The organism is Pseudarthrobacter lactosi, assembly GCF_055412785.1.
Genome location: NZ_JBVAYS010000001.1, coordinates 530,083 through 546,557, shown reverse-complemented (window position 1 = coordinate 546,557; position 16,475 = coordinate 530,083). Strand labels below are relative to the sequence as shown.

Below are 16,475 nucleotides of genomic sequence, written 5' to 3'. Positions count from 1 at the left end.
AACGTCTAAATCGCATGAGGTCTGGAGTCCATCATGCCAGCGACTTCTCCACATTCGCTTGTGTGACCCCCACAAAGAAGGCAGTTCCCGCTAGTTCCGCGGAGCCTCCCGGCAGTGTTCCGCCCGGCGTATGCTCCCCCTATGACGGGCAGCGCCGGGACGGCATCCACACCGGAGGAAGTCTTCAGGGATTCACCTGCCGGACTTCAACTCTGCGAGGCAGTCCACAGCGCCATCATGAACGCCGTGCCCGCGACCATGCGCGCCACAAGCAGCCAGGTGTCCTTCCGGAACAGGCGAGGCTTCGCCTACGTCTGGAATCCACGCCGGCACCTCAGGACCGGCGTGCCGGCCGTTCTCTCCATCGCACTTTCACGGCGAATTGACTCGCCCAGATTCAAGGAAGTGGTCCAGCCGTCCCACGGCGTGTGGATGCACCACCTGGAACTGAACACCGCTGGGGATGTCGACGCCGAGGTCACCGCCTGGCTGCGGGAAGCGTTCGAAGCCGCCGCCTGACGGGCCTCTTGGTCAGTGTTCTGTGGTCAGTTTTTCGAGGTCAGTGGCCCATGCCGAGTCCGCCGTCAACGGGGATGACGGCGCCGGAAATGTAGGCGGCCTCGTCGCTGGAAATCCAACGGACCACGTTCGCCACTTCCGACGCCTCGGCAAACCTACCGGCAGGAATGCCGGAGAGGTAGTTTTTCTGGGTGGCCTCGGGCAGTTCCGCCGTCATGTCCGTGTTAATGAATCCGGGGGCCACCACGTTTGCTGTGATCCCGCGTGAGCCGAGCTCCCGGGTCAGGGACCGGGCGATACCCACCAGGCCGGCCTTGGATGCGGAGTAGTTGATCTGTCCCGGCGCGCCATAGAGGCCCGAGACCGAGGAAATGAGGACCACGCGCCCCTTGCGCGCCCGGATCATGTTCTTGGAGGCGCGCTTGATGACCCGGAAAGCGCCGGTGAGGTTGGTGTCGATCACCGATGTGAAGTCGTCTTCGCTCATCCGCATCAGGAGCGTGTCCTTGGTGATTCCCGCGTTTGCCACCAAGACCTCAACGGGACCGTGCGCAGCCTCCACCTCGGCGAAGGCCGCATCCACGGAGGCCTCGTCAGTGACATCGGCCTTCACACCCAGAATCCCGGCAGGCAGCTCCGACGGGCTCCGGTACGTCACGGCCACCTTGTCGCCGTTGGCCACAAAAGCCTGCGCGATGGCCAGGCCGATGCCGCGGTTTCCACCGGTGATCAGGACGCTGCGGGCCGTTGTAACTGCTTCAGACATTAAACGCTCCGGGATTCTGCGGCATGTTTAGCCGCGGGTAGTAGACGGGTGTGATTTTTGCTGCCTCCGATCTTAGCCCGCGTTTGGGCGCCACTGCCGATGGTGAGAGAATTAAGGCAAGCCTTTGGAGCGTGATCAATCAGCCGTGACCCTTGAAAACCATGCCGGACAGTCCGTGCCCGGAGACCCCGAAAGGTTCTCTGGGGATTCCGGGGTCCACAGCATTACGGACGCGGCGGAGGCCCACTCGGAGGACATGCGCCAGCGCATGATCAAGTACGCGCTGGCCATGGGAATCCGCATGGTCTGCCTCATCCTCATATTTGTGGTGGACGGCTGGTTCAAGCTCGTTATGGTCGCCGGTGCCGTCTTCCTCCCGTGGATCGCGGTGGTGATCGCGAACGGCAGCGACCAGGCGGAGGTCCACAGCGACTCGCTGCTGGACTCGGCCCCGCTTGCCGAGCTGGAAAGCCCAGCCGGGCCGCTTGAGCAGGACGGCTCCACGTCCGCAGTCATCCAGGGCGAGCTTATTGATGACGACGACGAACCCACGCAAGGACAGGAACGGCGCGCCTCATGAACATTTTTGACCTGGCCGCAGGGACCGCTGGTCCCCCGTCGGCCATGGCTGCCATGTGCTCCCGCAAGGCCTGCCGCTCGGAAGCCTCCTGGCAACTGCTCTGGAACAACCCCAAAATCCATACGCCTGAACGCCGCAAAACCTGGCTTGCCTGCGACGAGCACCGTGACTGGCTCGAAGACTACCTCCAGACCCGCGGGCTCTGGAAGGAAACCCTGATCCTGGAGGCCGGGCAGGACGCCGCCCAGGCGCCGGTAGGGCAGGACGGCTGAATGTACCGCTTCCTCTTTTCCAGCAAGTGGCTGGGATACCTCCTCCTTGCCGCCATCTTTGCCGCTGCCTGCGTCTTCCTTGGCCGCTGGCAGATGGACCGCCGCGCAGAGACCCTCGCAGAGATCAACCGCGTGGTCACCAACTACTCCGCCACACCCATCTCCTTCGACGAGGCAAGGGACGAGTTCGCCGCGCTGGACCCGTCGAAGGAATGGACCCAGGTGCAACTCCTGGGCACGTACGATCCCGACGGTCAGCGCATTGTCCGCAACCGTCCGCTGAACGGGCAGCCCGGGTATGAGGTGGTTGTCCCGTTCACGCTCGAGACCGGCGAAACCGTGGTAATTGACCGCGGCTGGCTGCCCATCGGCAACAAGAACCCAGGCAGCCCCGATTCCATTCCGGCGCCTCCCGCTGGCCAAGTCACCGCCGTAGTCCGCCTCAAGCACGGGGAGCCCCAACTGGACCGTGGTGCCCCCGAGGGCCAGCTTGCTTCCATCGATCTCCCCACCTACGAAGGCCAACTGGGATATCCGGTCCTGACGGGCGCCTACGGACAGCTCGCGTCTGAAACTCCCGCCCCGGCTGACATGCCGTTTCCGTTCCCCAAGCCGGCCACCGAAGAAGGCACGCACCTGTCCTATTCGTTGCAGTGGTTCGCGTTCGGCGTGCTGATGTTCGTGGGCTTCGGGTATGCCGCAAGGCAGCAGGCCAGGAACGCCGCGATCGACGCCGAAGACGAGCCGGACGGTGAAGACGGGTCGCGCGACTCCGGCAGCCCGGTGCACTCCGCCGCCGCGGCAGCCCGCCGTCGTCCGACGGTTGCCCGCAAAGGCAAGAAAGCAACCTCAGAAGAAGAGGAAGACGCCCTTCTGGACGCGCAGGGCTACTGACGCATGCACAGTGTGGAGATTGCCGCCCCGGTGGCGAACGTGAAAAGCGCCCTGACCGCAGCCGGTGTCCAGGACACAGTGCGGATCTTCGACACGACGGTCCCGACGGCGGCTGCCGCGGCGGAGGCCCTCGGCTGCGACGTCGCGGCCATCACCAACAGCCTGATCTTCGACGTCGACGGCGTCCCGCTCCTGATCCTGGCCAGTGGTGCCGCCAAAGTGGACACAAAGCTCGTGGCGGCACAGCTGGGAACAGGAAAGATCCGCCGGGCCGCCGCCGCCTTCGTCCTGCAACATACAGGTCAGGAAGTAGGTGGAGTAGCCCCCATAGGCCACCCGGCAAAGATCAGGACACTCCTGGACAACTCCCTCAAGGCCCACAAAATCCTCTGGGCCGGAGCAGGAGACCACAACTCAATGTTCCGCATCACCTACGAAGACCTGCAGCGGATCACAGACGCCGAGGAACTAACAGTCCGCTGACGACTGAACCGAGCTGATCGGTGACTAAGGCACAAGCGCAGCGAACGCGACCCCAGCAGCGAACGCATGCCTTGCAGCAGGGACTAAGCCAGCGTGATCAGGTCCAGGTAGTCTTCGTTCCAGTGGTCCTCGATGCCGTCGGGAAGCAGCACAACCCGCTCGGGGTTCAGTGCTTCGACGGCACCTTCATCGTGGCTGACCAGGACGACGGCGCCGGTGTAGTTGCTCAGGGCCCCGAGGATTTCGGCGCGGCTGGCCGGGTCGAGGTTGTTAGTGGGCTCGTCAAGGAGCAACACGTTCGCGCTTGAGGCCACGATGGTGGCCAGGGCCAGCCGGGTTTTCTCACCGCCGGAAAGCACACCGGCGGGCTTGTCGACGTCGTCTCCGGAGAACAGGAACGAGCCCAGGATGTTGCGGACTTCCGCGTCGTTCATGTCCGGGGCCGAAGAGCGCATGTTTTGCAGGACGGTGCGGTCCACGTCGAGCGTCTCGTGCTCCTGGGCGTAGTAGCCCACCTTCAGGCCGTGGCCCGCCACGACCTCGCCGGTGTCCGGCTTGTCGACGCCGGCGAGCATCCGCAGGAGGGTGGTCTTGCCGGCGCCGTTGAGGCCCAGGATGACCACCTTGGAGCCGCGGTCGATGGCCAGATCCACGTCGGTGAAGATCTCCAGCGAGCCGTAGGACTTGCTGAGTCCGTCCGCGGTGAGGGGGGTCTTGCCGCAGGGTGACGGATCCGGGAAGCGCAGGGCTGCGACGCGGTCGGTAGCGCGGACGGCTTCGAGGCCGCCCAGCAGGCGTTCGGCACGCTTGGCCATGTTCTGCGCTGCAACGGCCTTGGTGGCCTTGGCCCGCATTTTGTTGGCCTGATCGATGAGGACCTGGGCCTTCTTCTCCGCGTTGGCGCGCTCACGTTTGCGGGCGCGTTCATCCGTTTCGCGCTGGAGCAGGTAACGCTTCCAGTTCATGTTGTAGAAGTCGACCTTGGCACGGTTGGGGTCCAGAAGGAACACTTTGTTGACAGTGGCTTCGAGCAGCTCGGTGTCGTGGCTGATCACGATCAGGCCGCCCTGGTGATTCTTCAGGAACTCGCGGAGCCAGGTGATGGAATCCGCGTCCAGGTGGTTGGTGGGCTCATCGAGGAGCATCGTTTCGGCGTCCGAATACAGGATCCGGGCGAGTTCCACACGGCGGCGCTGGCCGCCGGACAGGGTTTTGAGCGGCTGGTTCAGGAGCCGGTCCGGGAGGGCCAGGTTGGAGCAGATTGCGGCGGCCTCAGCCTCGGCCGCATATCCGCCTGCGGCCAGGAACTCGGATTCCAGCCGGTCATAGCGGTTCATCGCCTTGCGCTGGATCTCGGTGTCCTCGCTGGCCATGTCCTCATGGGTCTGCTTGAGGTTGTTGACGGCGACGTCGAGGCCGCGGGCGGAGAGGATGCGGTCGCGGGCCAGCTGTTCCATGTCCGGGGTCCGGGGATCCTGCGGCAGGTACCCGATCTCGCCACTGCGGGTAACCTTGCCGCCGGCGGGCTGGCCTTCGCCCGCCAGCACCCGGGTCAGGGTCGTCTTGCCTGCGCCATTACGGCCCACGAGGCCGATCTTGTCGCCCTTGTCGATGCGGAAGCTCACCTGGTCCATGAGGAGCCGGGCGCCGGCGCGCAGTTCAAGATCCTGGACAGTAATCACAGCAGGTAAGGCCTTTCACAACAGGGAAACGCCGCAGCTCATCGGATGACGTCTGGAAGCAGCCGGGCAGAATGACCGACAGAACGGCCTTTCCAAGTCTACCGGCCCCAGCTTGACCCCATAACCGCCGCACCGCCGTCGTGCGTTGGCTGACGTTTGTGCCCTGCCGTCAATCCCGGGCATCCCGCTTAGTAGGTCCCCTACAAAATGGCGTCCGACGGCGGCCGGTAACGTCAGGATCATCCCCATGCTTTGCTTGCACAACCACGACAGGAACACCCCATGAGCCAGACTGACAGCGCCGTCACCGGCACCGCTTCCCGCTTCCGGAGCCGGTGGAACGCCACCGACCTGGGCCTGATCGCCGTCTTCGCTGCACTCGTTGCCGGCTCCGCCATGGTGCCCGGCATCGCGGCGAACGTGTTCGGCATTCCCATCACGTTCCAGACTCTTGCGGTGATGCTTACCGGCCTGATGCTGGGCCCCGGCCGGGGTTTCGCCGCCGTCGGCCTGTACACCCTCCTGGGCTTGGCCGGCCTGCCGATCTTCAGCCAGGGCCGCAGCGGCCTGGGCATTCTGGCCGGACCGTCGGCCGGTTACATCATTGCTTTCCCCATCGCCGCAGCGGTTGTCGGCTGGCTGGCCACCGTAGTGATCCGGCGGACAACACGGGCACGGGCACTGTGGTTCTTCGCGTCGGCGATGGTCACCAGCATCGCCTTCGTGCACACGCTCGGAGTTGCCGGGATCGCCCTGAACACCAAAGCTTCACTGGGTGACGCCTTCCTCGCAGACCTGGTCTTCTACCCCGGCGACGTGATTAAGAACATCCTGGCCGCAGTGATCGCAGTGGCGCTGCACCGGGCATTTCCCGACGTCCTGGTCCGCCGGGTGAAGCGGATCAAGAACTAGTCCCGCCATGGCAACCATTTCCTTCCGGCAGGCCTCGGTGGCTGTTGCCGTTGACAACCGCCCGGAACCGAAGTCCCTGCTCCAGGACGTCACCCTTGAGCTGACGGAACAGCGCATCGGCGTGATCGGGGCCAACGGGTCCGGCAAGTCCACGCTGCTGCGGCTGATTAACGGCCTGGTCCAGCCAAGTTCCGGCAGCGTGTCTGTGGACGGCGCCGATACGGTCCGGGCGGTGCGGGCAGTCCGCCGGCAGGTGGGGTTCGTCTTCACGGATCCCTTGTCGCAGCTGGTCATGCCCACGGGGCGCGAAGACGTGGAGCTGTCCCTGCGCCGCCCCGTCCGCAACGGTGCGGAGCGGCGGAGGCTGGCGGAAGCTGCCCTTGCGGGCCTCGGCCTGCTGCCGCTCGCGGACCAAAGCATCTATGAGCTGTCCGGCGGTGAACGCCAGCTGATGGCCCTCGCCGCTGTCTTGGCCGTGGGTCCCTCGGTCCTGGTGCTGGACGAACCGTCCACTCTCCTGGACCTCCGGAACCGCGAACTCCTGCGCCGCACGTTGTCCGGGCTCGACCAGCAGATCGTGATGTCCACCCACGACCTCGACCTCGCCCTGGAGATGGACCGCGTGCTGGTGGTGGAGGCAGGACGCGTGATGTTCGACGGCGGCCCGGTCGCGGCCGTGGACGCATACCGCGCGCTGGTCACCAACGGCCTGGCCGCGCCATGAGAGGGCACGGTTTCCTGCTGGCCAACTACGTCCCGGGGAACTCCGTCATCCACCGGACGCCGCTGGCAGTGAAGTTCCTGCTGGTGGTGGGCTGCGGTTTGGTGTCCTTCCTGGTGGTTGACTGGCTGGTCTCCGCCGCGGTGCTGGCGGTGCTCGGGGTGCTGTTTCTCCTGACGGGCGCGGGAACCCGGCGGCTCGTAAGTGCTGTCCGTCCTGTGGCCCTGGTGCTGGTGGTCATCGGCCTGTTCCAGTGGTGGCAGCTGGGTGGACCCACAGCCGCCCGGATTGTTCTGAACATCCTGGTCTGCGTGGTGGCGGCATCCCTGCTGACGGCCACGACGCCCATGCAGCGGATCCTGGACGGCGTTGTATCGCTGGCCACGCCGTTCCGCCGCTTCGGCGCGGACCCCGAGCGTTTTGCGCTGACCATCGCCATCATGCTCCGCAGCATCCCGTACATCGCCGGCGCCTTTGCAGACGTCAGGGATTCCGCCCGGGCCCGCGGGCTTGAGCGCAATCCGCGCGCCCTCGTGCTGCCCGTCTTTATCACCACTGTGGCCTTCGCCCGCCAAACCGGCGAAGCGCTGGCTGCACGCGGGCTGGGCGACGCGGAAGACTGAGCTGCCGTTTCTTCCGTGCGTCTTAGGGCTCTTAGGGGATCTGTTGCCCGCCGGCCAGCAACTCATAGCGCAGCAGCGCCCCCGTTCCCATGCCACCGGCAATACTGATCAGGGCCAGCGCCACCGAGCCATGGTTCCCGGCACGCCGGGCCTGGGCGAGAAGCCGGGCCACCAGTACCGCCCCGGACGCCCCGTACGCGTGGCCCAATGCCAGCGCCCCGCCGTCGAGGTTGGCCCGACCCGGATCAATGCCCAGCTGATCCAGGCAGGCCAGGGTCTGGGACGCGAAAGCTTCGTTGAACTCCACCAGGTCGACGCTGTCCGCGGACAGTCCCCGCGCCTGCAGGAGCCGTTCCCCGGCAACCGCTGCGCCGATGCCCAGCACGTCGGGGTCCACGCCGGCAGTGTCCGTGGCCAGCACCAGGAGCCCGTCTGCGACTCCCAGTTCCCGGGCCCGCTGCAATGAGGTGACGACGACGGCGGACGCGGCGTCCGCGTCGAAGCATGAGTTCCCGGCGGTGACAGTCCCCCCTGGTACAAAAGCGGGCGGGAACCGCTTCAGGACGGCGGCGGTCAGGCCGGCGCGGGGGCCGTCGTCGGCACTGATGGGTCCGGCCGGCGTTTCCAGCGTAGTGATTTCGGCGGCGAAATAGCCTGCCTTAGCGGCGGCCAGCGCCCGCTGGTGGCTGCGGAGCGCCGACGCATCCTGCCGCTCCCGGCTGACCTCGAACCGTGCAGCAACGTTCTCAGCCGCCACACCCATATCCGGGTCGCCGAAACTGTGCGGCACAAACTGGGCACGTGCAAAAAAGGCGGGCTCGCCGTCGTCGTCCCGGTAGGCCCGCAGCGGAGCCGTGCTGATGCTCTCCACTCCCCCGGCGAGATACACGGGGTTTCCGCCGGCGGCCACCAGCCGGGCGGCCAGGACGATCGCGTCGAGGCCTGACCCGCACTGGCGGTCAACGGTCAGTCCCGGCACGCTGACCGGCAACCCTGCCTGAAGGAGGGCCAGACGGGCCACGTTGCCGCCGCCGCCCACGGCGTTGCCGATCACCACATCCGTGACCGCTTCGGCCGGCACCTGGGTGTCTGCCAGGAGGTCGACCAGGACCGGCGCCAGCAGCTGGTGGGCACGCAGTTCCTTCAGCGCACCGTTGGCGCGCCGGACCGCTGTGCGTCGCCCCGCGATGATCACCGGCTGCCGGTCCGCGGGCAGCAGGTCGCCGGGCAGCGTGCCATGGGGCAGCAGGTCAGCGGTCAAGATGCCGCGCCCTTGGGTCGTGGGAGCCGATCCAGTCCAGCAGGATATTCCGGCTGACCTTGCCGCGGTCCGTGGTGGGAAGTTCGGAGAGCGCGAAGTACTGGTGGGGCCGTTTGTCCCGCGGCAGGATGTTTTCCAGTCCTGCCTTGAGCTGCATGGCCGTGATTCCGCCGTGGGACGGAATGACGCCTGCAACAACACGCTGGCCGCGGAGATCATCTGGGATTCCGGCGGCCACCGCCGCAGCCACCCCCGGCACGGCCGCCAGGGCGAGTTCTACTTCGTGCGGGTACACGTTCTTGCCCGAGGTCAGGATCATGTCGGCGCGCCGGCCCAGGATGTGCAGTTCGCCGCCGTCGAGGTAGCCCTGGTCCCCCACCGTGAACCAGCCGTTGAAGGAACGGAGCGCCTGGCCGTCGTCACCCCAGAGGTAGCCGTTGCTGAGCATGCCGCTGCGGACGCAGATGTTGCCGGCTTGGCCGTCCTGCAGTTCGGAACCGGCGTCGTCCAGGATTCTGACGTCCACGCCCGGGAACGGGTGTCCGATTCCAGTGCCCCCGGCGTCAAGCAGGTCCCCCGCCGCCAGCCCCGCACCGGAGACAAAGCTCAGTTCGGAGGCGCCGTAATACTCAAAGATGGTGGCGTTCGGCGCCCAGCGCCGTGCTGCCTCAAGGGTGCGTGCGTCGAGCTTCGAGCCGGCGCAGATGATGGTCCGGACGCCGGCGGCATCCACGCAGCCGGTCAGGCCGCGCTCACTCAGCAGCCGCAGCATGGTGGGCACGAGGATCAGCCGGGTCACGCCGTCGTGCGTGATGGCGGCGTGGACGGCACCGACGTCGAAACTCTCCAGCGTCTGAAATTCAGAGCCTGCGTAGAGGCACTCGGCGAGGGCATAGAGGTTAAGGCTGGCGGCCAAGGGCCCAGGCGCGAGCGTGACGTCGTCCTGGGCGAGGCCAAAGAACTCAATGGACGCGTCAAAGGACTCGCGCCAGGACTGCCTGGACCGGGTAAACGCCTTCGGCACTGAGGTGGTGCCAGAGGTGAGTCCGATCAGGAACGTCGACTCCGGCGGCCCGTCCGCCAAAATATCTGCTGCGGAAACTTCGCCCGGCGTGGCTGATTCCGCCAGTCGCTGAAGAATTTCCTGATGCAGGGACGCCGGCCAGGTCGGATCCAGGACGGCGCATTGCCGCCTGCCGGATACGGCTGCGGAGAACTTCACGGCGAAGTTTACAGAGTTGGCCTCCGCAAGGACGGAGACGGCCGCTGTCCCTGGAAGGGCGGATGCTGCGGCGTCCCGGAGCTCAGCCCAGCGCAGGCGCCGGCCCGCTACTGCGACGGCGGTGTCATAGGGGCGTTCTTCGGCCCAGCGCTGGATATTGTCGAGAAATGGCATCGTCCCAACTTTACTGGCCGGACTCCACTTCGGGGGTGCCGCTAAGGGTTATTGTGACTTCATGAGCTTCAACGACAACGTTCAACTGGACCCGTCCCAGGTCCAGGACCGGCGCGGCATGGGCCGCGGAGTAAAAGTCGGCGGCGGCATTGGAGGCGGGATCATCCTGCTGATCGCTGCGCTCCTCGGCGTCAACCCCGCCTTGCTCGAAGGCCTGACCGGCGGGGCGGGCACGGCTGAACAGAGCCAGGGCACGGCACCCGCCTGCACTACGGGGGCCGACGCGGACGCGCGGCTGGACTGCCGGATCACCGGCACGGTGAACAGCCTGAACGCGTTCTGGCCGGCCTATCTTCAGAACTACAACGTCCAGTACCCCCAGCCGGAGACGGTGATCTTCGATCAGGCAGTCAACAGCGGTTGCGGAACGGCTTCCAGCGCGGTGGGCCCCTTCTACTGCCCCACGGACAGCACGGCCTATTTCGATCCGGGCTTCTTCCAGGAGCTTGTGGACCGCTTCGGGTCCTCGGGAGGTCCCTTGGCGCAGGAGTACGTGGTGGCCCACGAATTCGGCCACCACATCCAGAACGTGCTGGGGTACATTGACCGCGGCCAGCAGGATCCGCAGGGGCCCGAGTCCGGCGCCGTCCGCGTGGAGCTCCAGGCCGACTGCTATGCCGGCCTCTGGGTAAAGCACGCCTCAACCCAGCCCGGACCTGACGGCCAGCCGTTCCTGGAACCGATCACCCAGCAAGACCTCAACGATGCACTGTCCGCAGCTTCAGCGGTGGGCGATGACCGGATCCAGGAAGCCGCCACGGGCCGGGTCTCGCCCGAGGCCTGGACGCACGGCTCCAGCGAACAGCGGCAGAAATGGTTCTACACCGGGTACACCACCGGCGACATCAACCAGTGCGACACCTTCTCGGCGCCCAGCCTCTGACGAAGAGGGAACGACGACGGCCGGTCACCTCCGCTGGGAGGTAACCGGCCGTCGTCGTACTCTTCATGTCAGGGCCCACGCCGCCAGGGTTCCCTGGCCGAGCGAAGCGAGGCTAGGGAGGCGGTGGGGATCAGATGTTGAAGCCGAGGGCCCGCATCTGGTCCTTGCCGTCATCGGTGATCCGCTCCGGACCCCAGGGCGGCATCCACACCCAGTTCAGGCGCCAGTCGTCGACGACACCGTCAAGGGACTTGCCCACCTGCTCCTCGATGACATCGGTGAGCGGGCAGGCGGCCGTGGTGAGCGTCATGTCGATCAGCAGCGCGCCGTCGTCGTCGGAGTACTTCAGGCCGTACAGCAACCCGAGGTCCACGATGTTCACACCGAGTTCCGGGTCGATGACGTCCTTGAGTGCCTCTTCGACATCCTCGAGGCCCGTGCGGGCCGCATTGATTTCGGTCATGGCAAGTCCTATCTAGGCCTGTGCGGCAGCGGCGATGGTGGCTGCGCCGGCGCCCGTGGCGTAACGGTCGTAGCCTTCGTCTTCGAGGCGGTCTGCCAGCTCCGGGCCGCCCTCTTCGACAACCTGGCCGTCGACGAATACGTGGACGAAATCAGGCTTGATGTAGCGCAGGATGCGGGTGTAGTGCGTGATGAGCAGCGTGCCCATGTTGCCCGCCTCGTGTGCACGGTTGACGCCTTCGGAGACAACCTTCAGGGCGTCAACGTCCAGCCCTGAGTCGGTCTCGTCAAGGATGGCGAACTTCGGCTTGAAGAGCTCCAGCTGGAGGATCTCGACGCGCTTCTTCTCGCCGCCGGAGAAGCCTTCGTTGACGTTGCGCTCGGCGAAGTCAGCGTCGATGCGCAGCTGGGCCATGGCCGCCTTGACGTCCTTGGTCCAGGTACGCAGCTTCGGTGCTTCGCCGTCGATGGCGGTCTTGGCGGTGCGCAGGAAGTTGGTCATGCTCACACCGGGGACCTCCACGGGGTACTGCATGGCCAGGAAAACGCCGGCGCGGGCGCGCTGGTCAACGCTCATCGCGAGGACATCTTCGCCGTCGAGCGTGATGGTTCCGCTGGTGACCTTGTAGCGCGGGTGCCCGGCAATGGTGGATGCCAGGGTGGACTTGCCCGAACCGTTGGGGCCCATGATGGCGTGGGTCTGACCGGTCTTGATGGTCAGGCTGACGCCCTTCAGGATCTCCTTGGTGCCCTGCTCCGTGTCAATGCTGACGTGCAGGTCCTTGATCTCAAGAGTAGACATAGGTCTTGTTCTCCTCTGCACCGCGCCCTCCGGCGGTGGTGCGGTCTGTATCTGGAAGTTAGGTTCTGTTGCTTAGTATTGCCGCTCGCGGCTGATCTGTACGGCTGATGCTGCTAGCTGAAGTTCGGGGCTTCCGCTCCGTTGAGCACGTTCGTGAAGTCCACGTAGACCTCGTCGCCGACGATCTCAACGGCGAACACCGGGACGGGATCGTAGGCCGGCAGCTGGAGCGGCTCGCCGCTGCGCAGGTCGAACTGGGAGCCGTGGCCCCAGCATTCAATCATGCACCCTTCCACTTCGCCCTCGGACAGTGAGATGTCCGCGTGCGAACAGGTGTCCCCGATGGCGTGGATGTCTCCCATGGAGTCCTTCACGATGGCTACGGGGTAGTCATCGATCAGGATCCGGAGCGCCTGCTTGAGCTGGATTTCATCCGTCTTGCAGACAAATTCGCCCTTTGGCTGGTCAGTCATCTGTTTCCCGCGCCGTCTAGTTGTTCGTCACGGCGAGTTCGCGCTCAACAGCCTCGGTAAGCCGCTCTTCGAGGGCCGGTACCTTGATCTGCTGGATGATCTCGTGCAGGAAGCCACGGACCACCAGGCGGCGGGCAACATCCTCGGGGATGCCGCGGGCCATGAGGTAGAACAGGTGCTCGTCGTCCAGCCGGCCGGTGGCGCTGGCATGGCCGGCTCCCTTGATCAGCCCGGTCTCGATCTCGAGGTTCGGCACGGAGTCGGCGCGGGCGCCGTCCGTGAGCAGCAGGTTGCGGTTGGCCTCGTAGCTGTCGGTGCCTTCGGCGTCCTTGCGGATCAGGACATCGCCTACCCACACAGCGTGGGCGTTCCGGCCCTGCAACGCGCCCTTGTAGAGCACGTTGGAGGTGCAGTTCGCCACCGCGTGGTCAACAAAGAGCCGCTGCTCCAAGTGCTGGCCGGCGTCGGCGAAGTACAGGCCGAACATTTCCGCTTCGCCGCCGGGGGCGGTGAAACGGGCCGACGGCGTGACGCGGACCAGGTCCCCGCCGAGGCTGACCACGACGTGCTTGAACTTGGCGTCGCGGCCGATCTTTGCCTGCTGGGAGGAGGCGTGGACGGCGTCGTCGTTCCATTCCTGGAGCGAGACAACCGTGAGGTTGGCGCCGTCTTCAACAACGATTTCGATGTTTTCGGACACCACGGCCGAGCCCTGGTGGTTCAGGACCACAACGGCCTTTGAGAATTTCTCTGCCACGATCACCAGGTGCTGGGCAGCTGCCTCTGAAGAGGTGCCTTCGATCACGACGGTGACCTCGGTGTCGGCTTCAAATTCTGCCGGGATGGTGAGGACGGTGGCTTCGCTGAAGTTCTCCCAGGCGTTGGCGGACACGCGGTCCTCCGGGATCCCGGCCGAACCGATGCGCTTGTCGCCGCGTGCCACGGTCTCAACCGTGACCTGCTCCGGGCCGCTGACGGTAACGGTGGGAGCCGCTCCTGCCAGGACCTCGCTGTGCAGGCCGCGCAGGCGCTTGAGCGGGGTGAAGCGCCAGTCTTCCTCAAGCCCGGTGAGTGGCTTGAAGTCCGCGAGGTTGTACGAGGTCAGCCGGCCGGCGCGTGAGCTGTCCGGAATGCCGATGCCGCCGCCGTGTGAGTGGCGTTTGACCGCTTCGCCGGCCAGCGGGGCCTTGGAGGCGTTCGCGTTGATCGGAGACAGGCTTTCGCCCTCTTCCGTGAAACCGTTAATAAACGGTTGGGCCGAGGGCGCGCCGATGCGCGCTTTTTCAGTAGTGATTTCAGTCATCGTTATCCGACGGACCCTTCCATCTGCAGTTCAATCAGGCGGTTCAGCTCAAGTGCGTACTCCATCGGGAGTTCGCGGGCGATGGGCTCAATGAAGCCACGGACGATCATCGCCATGGCCTCGTCTTCGCGCATGCCGCGGGACATCAGGTAGAAGAGCTGCTCTTCGCTGACCCGGGAAACAGTTGCTTCATGGCCCATCACCACGTCATCCTCGCGGATGTCGATGTACGGGTACGTGTCCGAACGGCTGATGGTATCCACCAGCAGCGCGTCGCAACGGACGGTGTTCGCCGAGTGCTTGGCACCTTCACGGACCTGGACCAGGCCGCGGTAGGCAGCACGCCCGCCGCCGCGGGCCACGGACTTGGAAATGATGGAGCTCTTGGTGTTCGGCGCGATGTGCACCATCTTCGAGCCGGTGTCCTGGTGCTGTCCGGCGCCGGCGAAGGCGATGGACAGGGTCTCGCCCTTGGCGTGCTCGCCGACCAGGTAAACGGCCGGGTACTTCATGGTGACCTTGGAGCCGATGTTGCCGTCAACCCATTCCATGGTGGCGCCTTCTTCGCAGATGGCACGCTTGGTCACCAGGTTGTACACGTTGGTGGACCAGTTCTGGATGGTGGTGTAACGGACGCGGGCGCCCTTCTTCACGATGATTTCCACCACGGCGGAGTGCAGCGAGTCCGAGGTGTAGATCGGCGCGGTGCAGCCTTCGATGTAGTGGACGTAGGAGTCCTCGTCGGCGATGATCAGCGTGCGCTCGAACTGGCCCATGTTTTCCGTGTTGATGCGGAAGTATGCCTGCAGCGGGATGTCCACGTGGACGCCCTTGGGGACGTACACGAAGGAGCCGCCGGACCAGACGGCCGTGTTCAGCGACGCGAACTTGTTGTCGCCCACGGGAATGATGGTGCCGAAGTATTCCTGGAAGATCTCCGGGTGTTCGCGCAGCGCGGTGTCGGTGTCCAGGAAGATGACGCCCTGCTTTTCAAGGTCCTCACGCAGCTGGTGGTAGACAACCTCGGACTCGTACTGGGCGGCGACGCCGGAAACCAGGCGCTGCTTTTCGGCCTCGGGGATGCCGAGCTTGTCGTACGTGTTCTTAATGTCATCGGGCAGGTCCTCCCAGCTGGTGGCCTGCTTCTCGGTGGACCGCACGAAGTACTTGATGTTGTCGAAGTCGATGCCCGAGAGGTCTGCACCCCAGGTGGGCATGGGCTTGCGGTCGAAGTACTTCAGGCCCTTGAGCCGGAGATCAAGCATCCATTGGGGCTCGCTCTTTTTGGCCGAGATGTCACGAACGACTTCTTCATTGATACCGCGGCGGGCGTTGGCACCGACGTCGTTCTTGTCAGACCAGCCGTACTCGTAGGTGCCGATGCCGTGGAGCTCGGGATTCTTCTGCAGAATCTCCGAGATCACAGTGTCTTCGGCTACCGCTTTCTCTGATAGTTGGTCCGTCATCACGGCCTTTCTTGCTGATGGTTGGTTACTTCATCCAGGCTGGCGGGGGCTGCCTGCGGGACCTGGGGTCCGCCGGCAGCCAGCCGGCCTGTGGGTATGTGGGTGGTGCAGACGTGTCCACCGCGCGCCAGCGTGGACAGGCGGCGCACATCGACGCCTACGAGACGGGAGAACACTTCGGTCTCCACATCGCAGAAGACGGGGAACTGGGCGGCGAGCTGCTGGATGGGGCAATGCCCCTGGCATAGCTGGACGCTGGACAGTGCTGCCGGCAGCGGGGCCTTGGCCTCGATCGAGGCGGCGGACGCTACGAAGCCATCCCGGCTCAGCGCCGTGGACAGTGCCTGCGCCCGGGCGGTGATGTCCGGTCCGGCCAGTTCGACCTCCGGTGCGTAACGGCGTTCCATGTCGGCAAAACGTTCGACGGCGAACGCGCGGACTGCCTGTTCGCCCGCCACTGCCTGGAGCTGCTTGAGCGCGAGGGTGGCGATGTCGAGGTAATCGTTGCCGAGCGTGGACTGGCCCTGCGAGCTCAGGACATAGCGGCGGGCGGGACGTCCCGCGCCGGCGCCGGCCTTGGCCACGCGCTTGACCTCAATAACCCCGCTGCGGGCGAGATGATCAAGGTGCCTCCGGACCGCGGCCGGCGTGAAGCCGAGCATGTCGCCGAGTTCCGCCGCGCTGATGGGGCCATGCTCAAGCACGGCACCAAGAACCCGGTCCCGGGTACGCTCGTCGGAGTCCGCCACCGGCACAGCGGCCACGTGGCCGCGATCAGCGGCGGTACGCGGCGCCCCGTGCCCGGCAAACGGCACAGCAGCAGCATTGGTCATGGAATACACAACACAATCATGTCGTAATTTACTCCCGTGTACTAGTAAGGTCAGGCTGACCTACGGTGGTGTCCCCCGCCGACC

At 65.4% G+C, this 16,475-nt stretch carries 19 protein-coding genes; 9 read left to right on the top strand and 10 right to left on the bottom strand.

From position 1 onward, the window contains the following. Positions 1-141: 141 nt before the first annotated feature. Positions 142-519: a DUF5655 domain-containing protein gene (locus tag ACZY0Q_RS02475; RefSeq protein WP_463914267.1), complete on the top strand. Its 378-nt coding sequence runs from the start codon at positions 142-144 to the stop codon at positions 517-519. A 40-nt stretch (positions 520-559) separates the two neighbouring features. On the opposite strand, the gene ACZY0Q_RS02470 is transcribed toward ACZY0Q_RS02475, so the two are convergent. Next, positions 560-1,285: a beta-ketoacyl-ACP reductase gene (locus ACZY0Q_RS02470; protein WP_463914264.1), complete on the bottom strand. Its 726-nt coding sequence runs from the start codon at positions 1,283-1,285 to the stop codon at positions 560-562. Positions 1,286-1,430: 145 nt separating this feature from the next. Here ACZY0Q_RS02470 and ACZY0Q_RS02465 point away from each other — a divergent pair, with 145 nt between their 5' ends. The 4 genes from ACZY0Q_RS02465 to ACZY0Q_RS02450 are packed head-to-tail and all read left to right on the top strand — an operon-like array spanning position 1,431 to position 3,514. Continuing rightward, positions 1,431-1,865 (top strand): DUF3099 domain-containing protein, encoded by a 435-nt coding sequence (locus ACZY0Q_RS02465; RefSeq protein ID WP_463914262.1) that lies wholly within the window; start codon positions 1,431-1,433, stop codon positions 1,863-1,865. Next, a complete protein-coding gene (locus ACZY0Q_RS02460) occupies positions 1,862-2,137 on the top strand; it encodes a hypothetical protein (protein WP_463914260.1) in 276 nt (91 codons plus the stop codon). Before ACZY0Q_RS02465 ends, ACZY0Q_RS02460 begins: the two co-directional genes overlap by 4 nt. Beyond that, entirely contained in the window at positions 2,138-3,031 is an 894-nt protein-coding gene (locus ACZY0Q_RS02455) for an SURF1 family cytochrome oxidase biogenesis protein (protein WP_463914258.1), read from the top strand. Between the two features lie 3 nt (positions 3,032-3,034). Then, on the top strand, positions 3,035-3,514 hold the full coding sequence (locus ACZY0Q_RS02450; RefSeq protein WP_463914256.1) for a YbaK/EbsC family protein: 480 nt from the start codon (positions 3,035-3,037) through the stop codon (positions 3,512-3,514). Between the two features lie 83 nt (positions 3,515-3,597). On the opposite strand, the gene ACZY0Q_RS02445 is transcribed toward ACZY0Q_RS02450, so the two are convergent. Next, entirely contained in the window at positions 3,598-5,196 is a 1,599-nt protein-coding gene (locus tag ACZY0Q_RS02445) for an ABC-F family ATP-binding cassette domain-containing protein (protein WP_463914254.1), read from the bottom strand. Between the two features lie 282 nt (positions 5,197-5,478). Here ACZY0Q_RS02445 and ACZY0Q_RS02440 point away from each other — a divergent pair, with 282 nt between their 5' ends. From ACZY0Q_RS02440 to ACZY0Q_RS02430, 3 genes are read left to right on the top strand one after another with little or no spacing between them, the layout of a single operon-like run. After that, a complete protein-coding gene (locus ACZY0Q_RS02440; protein ID WP_463914252.1) occupies positions 5,479-6,108 on the top strand; it encodes a biotin transporter BioY in 630 nt (209 codons plus the stop codon). A 7-nt stretch (positions 6,109-6,115) separates the two neighbouring features. Then, positions 6,116-6,832 (top strand): energy-coupling factor ABC transporter ATP-binding protein, encoded by a 717-nt coding sequence (locus ACZY0Q_RS02435; protein ID WP_463914250.1) that lies wholly within the window; start codon positions 6,116-6,118, stop codon positions 6,830-6,832. Next, a complete protein-coding gene (locus ACZY0Q_RS02430; RefSeq protein WP_463914248.1) occupies positions 6,829-7,452 on the top strand; it encodes an energy-coupling factor transporter transmembrane component T family protein in 624 nt (207 codons plus the stop codon). Before ACZY0Q_RS02435 ends, ACZY0Q_RS02430 begins: the two co-directional genes overlap by 4 nt. A 31-nt stretch (positions 7,453-7,483) precedes the next feature. On the opposite strand, the gene ACZY0Q_RS02425 is transcribed toward ACZY0Q_RS02430, so the two are convergent. Continuing rightward, on the bottom strand, positions 7,484-8,713 hold the full coding sequence (locus ACZY0Q_RS02425; protein ID WP_463914247.1) for a thiolase family protein: 1,230 nt from the start codon (positions 8,711-8,713) through the stop codon (positions 7,484-7,486). Then, positions 8,703-10,109 carry a class I adenylate-forming enzyme family protein gene (locus ACZY0Q_RS02420; RefSeq protein ID WP_463914245.1) on the bottom strand — a complete coding sequence of 469 codons (1,407 nt, stop codon included), beginning with the start codon at positions 10,107-10,109 and terminating at the stop codon, positions 8,703-8,705. The genes ACZY0Q_RS02425 and ACZY0Q_RS02420 overlap by 11 nt, the downstream gene beginning before the upstream one ends. 61 nt (positions 10,110-10,170) lie before the next feature. Here ACZY0Q_RS02420 and ypfJ point away from each other — a divergent pair, with 61 nt between their 5' ends. Further along, complete coding sequence (gene ypfJ / locus ACZY0Q_RS02415; RefSeq protein ID WP_463914243.1) at positions 10,171-11,052, top strand: KPN_02809 family neutral zinc metallopeptidase; 882 nt, start codon at positions 10,171-10,173, stop codon at positions 11,050-11,052. A 130-nt stretch (positions 11,053-11,182) separates the two neighbouring features. Here ypfJ and ACZY0Q_RS02410 read toward each other — a convergent pair whose 3' ends face one another. The 6 genes from ACZY0Q_RS02410 to ACZY0Q_RS02385 all read right to left on the bottom strand — a co-directional run bounded on the left by ACZY0Q_RS02410 (position 11,183) and on the right by ACZY0Q_RS02385 (position 16,400). After that, positions 11,183-11,515 carry a metal-sulfur cluster assembly factor gene (locus ACZY0Q_RS02410; RefSeq protein WP_056339832.1) on the bottom strand — a complete coding sequence of 111 codons (333 nt, stop codon included), beginning with the start codon at positions 11,513-11,515 and terminating at the stop codon, positions 11,183-11,185. Between the two features lie 12 nt (positions 11,516-11,527). Next, entirely contained in the window at positions 11,528-12,316 is a 789-nt protein-coding gene (sufC, locus tag ACZY0Q_RS02405; RefSeq protein ID WP_463914241.1) for a Fe-S cluster assembly ATPase SufC, read from the bottom strand. A 113-nt stretch (positions 12,317-12,429) separates the two neighbouring features. Beyond that, on the bottom strand, positions 12,430-12,789 hold the full coding sequence (locus ACZY0Q_RS02400; RefSeq protein WP_056339825.1) for a non-heme iron oxygenase ferredoxin subunit: 360 nt from the start codon (positions 12,787-12,789) through the stop codon (positions 12,430-12,432). 16 nt (positions 12,790-12,805) lie between these two features. Then, a complete protein-coding gene (sufD, locus tag ACZY0Q_RS02395; protein WP_463914239.1) occupies positions 12,806-14,092 on the bottom strand; it encodes a Fe-S cluster assembly protein SufD in 1,287 nt (428 codons plus the stop codon). A 2-nt stretch (positions 14,093-14,094) separates the two neighbouring features. Further along, entirely contained in the window at positions 14,095-15,558 is a 1,464-nt protein-coding gene (gene sufB, locus ACZY0Q_RS02390; protein ID WP_104061440.1) for a Fe-S cluster assembly protein SufB, read from the bottom strand. Continuing rightward, the gene (locus ACZY0Q_RS02385) at positions 15,558-16,400 is read right to left on the bottom strand and encodes a helix-turn-helix transcriptional regulator (RefSeq protein WP_463914237.1); all 843 of its coding nucleotides are present in this window, start codon (positions 16,398-16,400) and stop codon (positions 15,558-15,560) included. Before ACZY0Q_RS02385 ends, sufB begins: the two co-directional genes overlap by 1 nt. Between the last annotated feature and the right edge of the window lie 75 nt (positions 16,401-16,475).

What these genes read in the sequence shown, in the direction of transcription:
- ACZY0Q_RS02440 (WP_463914252.1), top strand. Translation starts at nt 5,479, where the DNA reads ATGAGCCAGACTGACAGCGCCGTCACCGGCACCGCTTCCCGCTTCCGG.
- sufC (WP_463914241.1), bottom strand. Translation starts at nt 12,316, where the DNA reads ATGTCTACTCTTGAGATCAAGGACCTGCACGTCAGCATTGACACGGAG.
- ACZY0Q_RS02420 (WP_463914245.1), bottom strand. Translation starts at nt 10,109, where the DNA reads ATGCCATTTCTCGACAATATCCAGCGCTGGGCCGAAGAACGCCCCTAT.
- ypfJ (WP_463914243.1), top strand. Translation starts at nt 10,171, where the DNA reads ATGAGCTTCAACGACAACGTTCAACTGGACCCGTCCCAGGTCCAGGAC.
- ACZY0Q_RS02430 (WP_463914248.1), top strand. Translation starts at nt 6,829, where the DNA reads ATGAGAGGGCACGGTTTCCTGCTGGCCAACTACGTCCCGGGGAACTCC.
- ACZY0Q_RS02455 (WP_463914258.1), top strand. Translation starts at nt 2,138, where the DNA reads ATGTACCGCTTCCTCTTTTCCAGCAAGTGGCTGGGATACCTCCTCCTT.
- ACZY0Q_RS02410 (WP_056339832.1), bottom strand. Translation starts at nt 11,515, where the DNA reads ATGACCGAAATCAATGCGGCCCGCACGGGCCTCGAGGATGTCGAAGAG.
- ACZY0Q_RS02475 (WP_463914267.1), top strand. Translation starts at nt 142, where the DNA reads ATGACGGGCAGCGCCGGGACGGCATCCACACCGGAGGAAGTCTTCAGG.
- ACZY0Q_RS02460 (WP_463914260.1), top strand. Translation starts at nt 1,862, where the DNA reads ATGAACATTTTTGACCTGGCCGCAGGGACCGCTGGTCCCCCGTCGGCC.
- ACZY0Q_RS02470 (WP_463914264.1), bottom strand. Translation starts at nt 1,285, where the DNA reads ATGTCTGAAGCAGTTACAACGGCCCGCAGCGTCCTGATCACCGGTGGA.
- ACZY0Q_RS02435 (WP_463914250.1), top strand. Translation starts at nt 6,116, where the DNA reads ATGGCAACCATTTCCTTCCGGCAGGCCTCGGTGGCTGTTGCCGTTGAC.
- ACZY0Q_RS02400 (WP_056339825.1), bottom strand. Translation starts at nt 12,789, where the DNA reads ATGACTGACCAGCCAAAGGGCGAATTTGTCTGCAAGACGGATGAAATC.
- sufB (WP_104061440.1), bottom strand. Translation starts at nt 15,558, where the DNA reads ATGACGGACCAACTATCAGAGAAAGCGGTAGCCGAAGACACTGTGATC.
- sufD (WP_463914239.1), bottom strand. Translation starts at nt 14,092, where the DNA reads ATGACTGAAATCACTACTGAAAAAGCGCGCATCGGCGCGCCCTCGGCC.
- ACZY0Q_RS02450 (WP_463914256.1), top strand. Translation starts at nt 3,035, where the DNA reads ATGCACAGTGTGGAGATTGCCGCCCCGGTGGCGAACGTGAAAAGCGCC.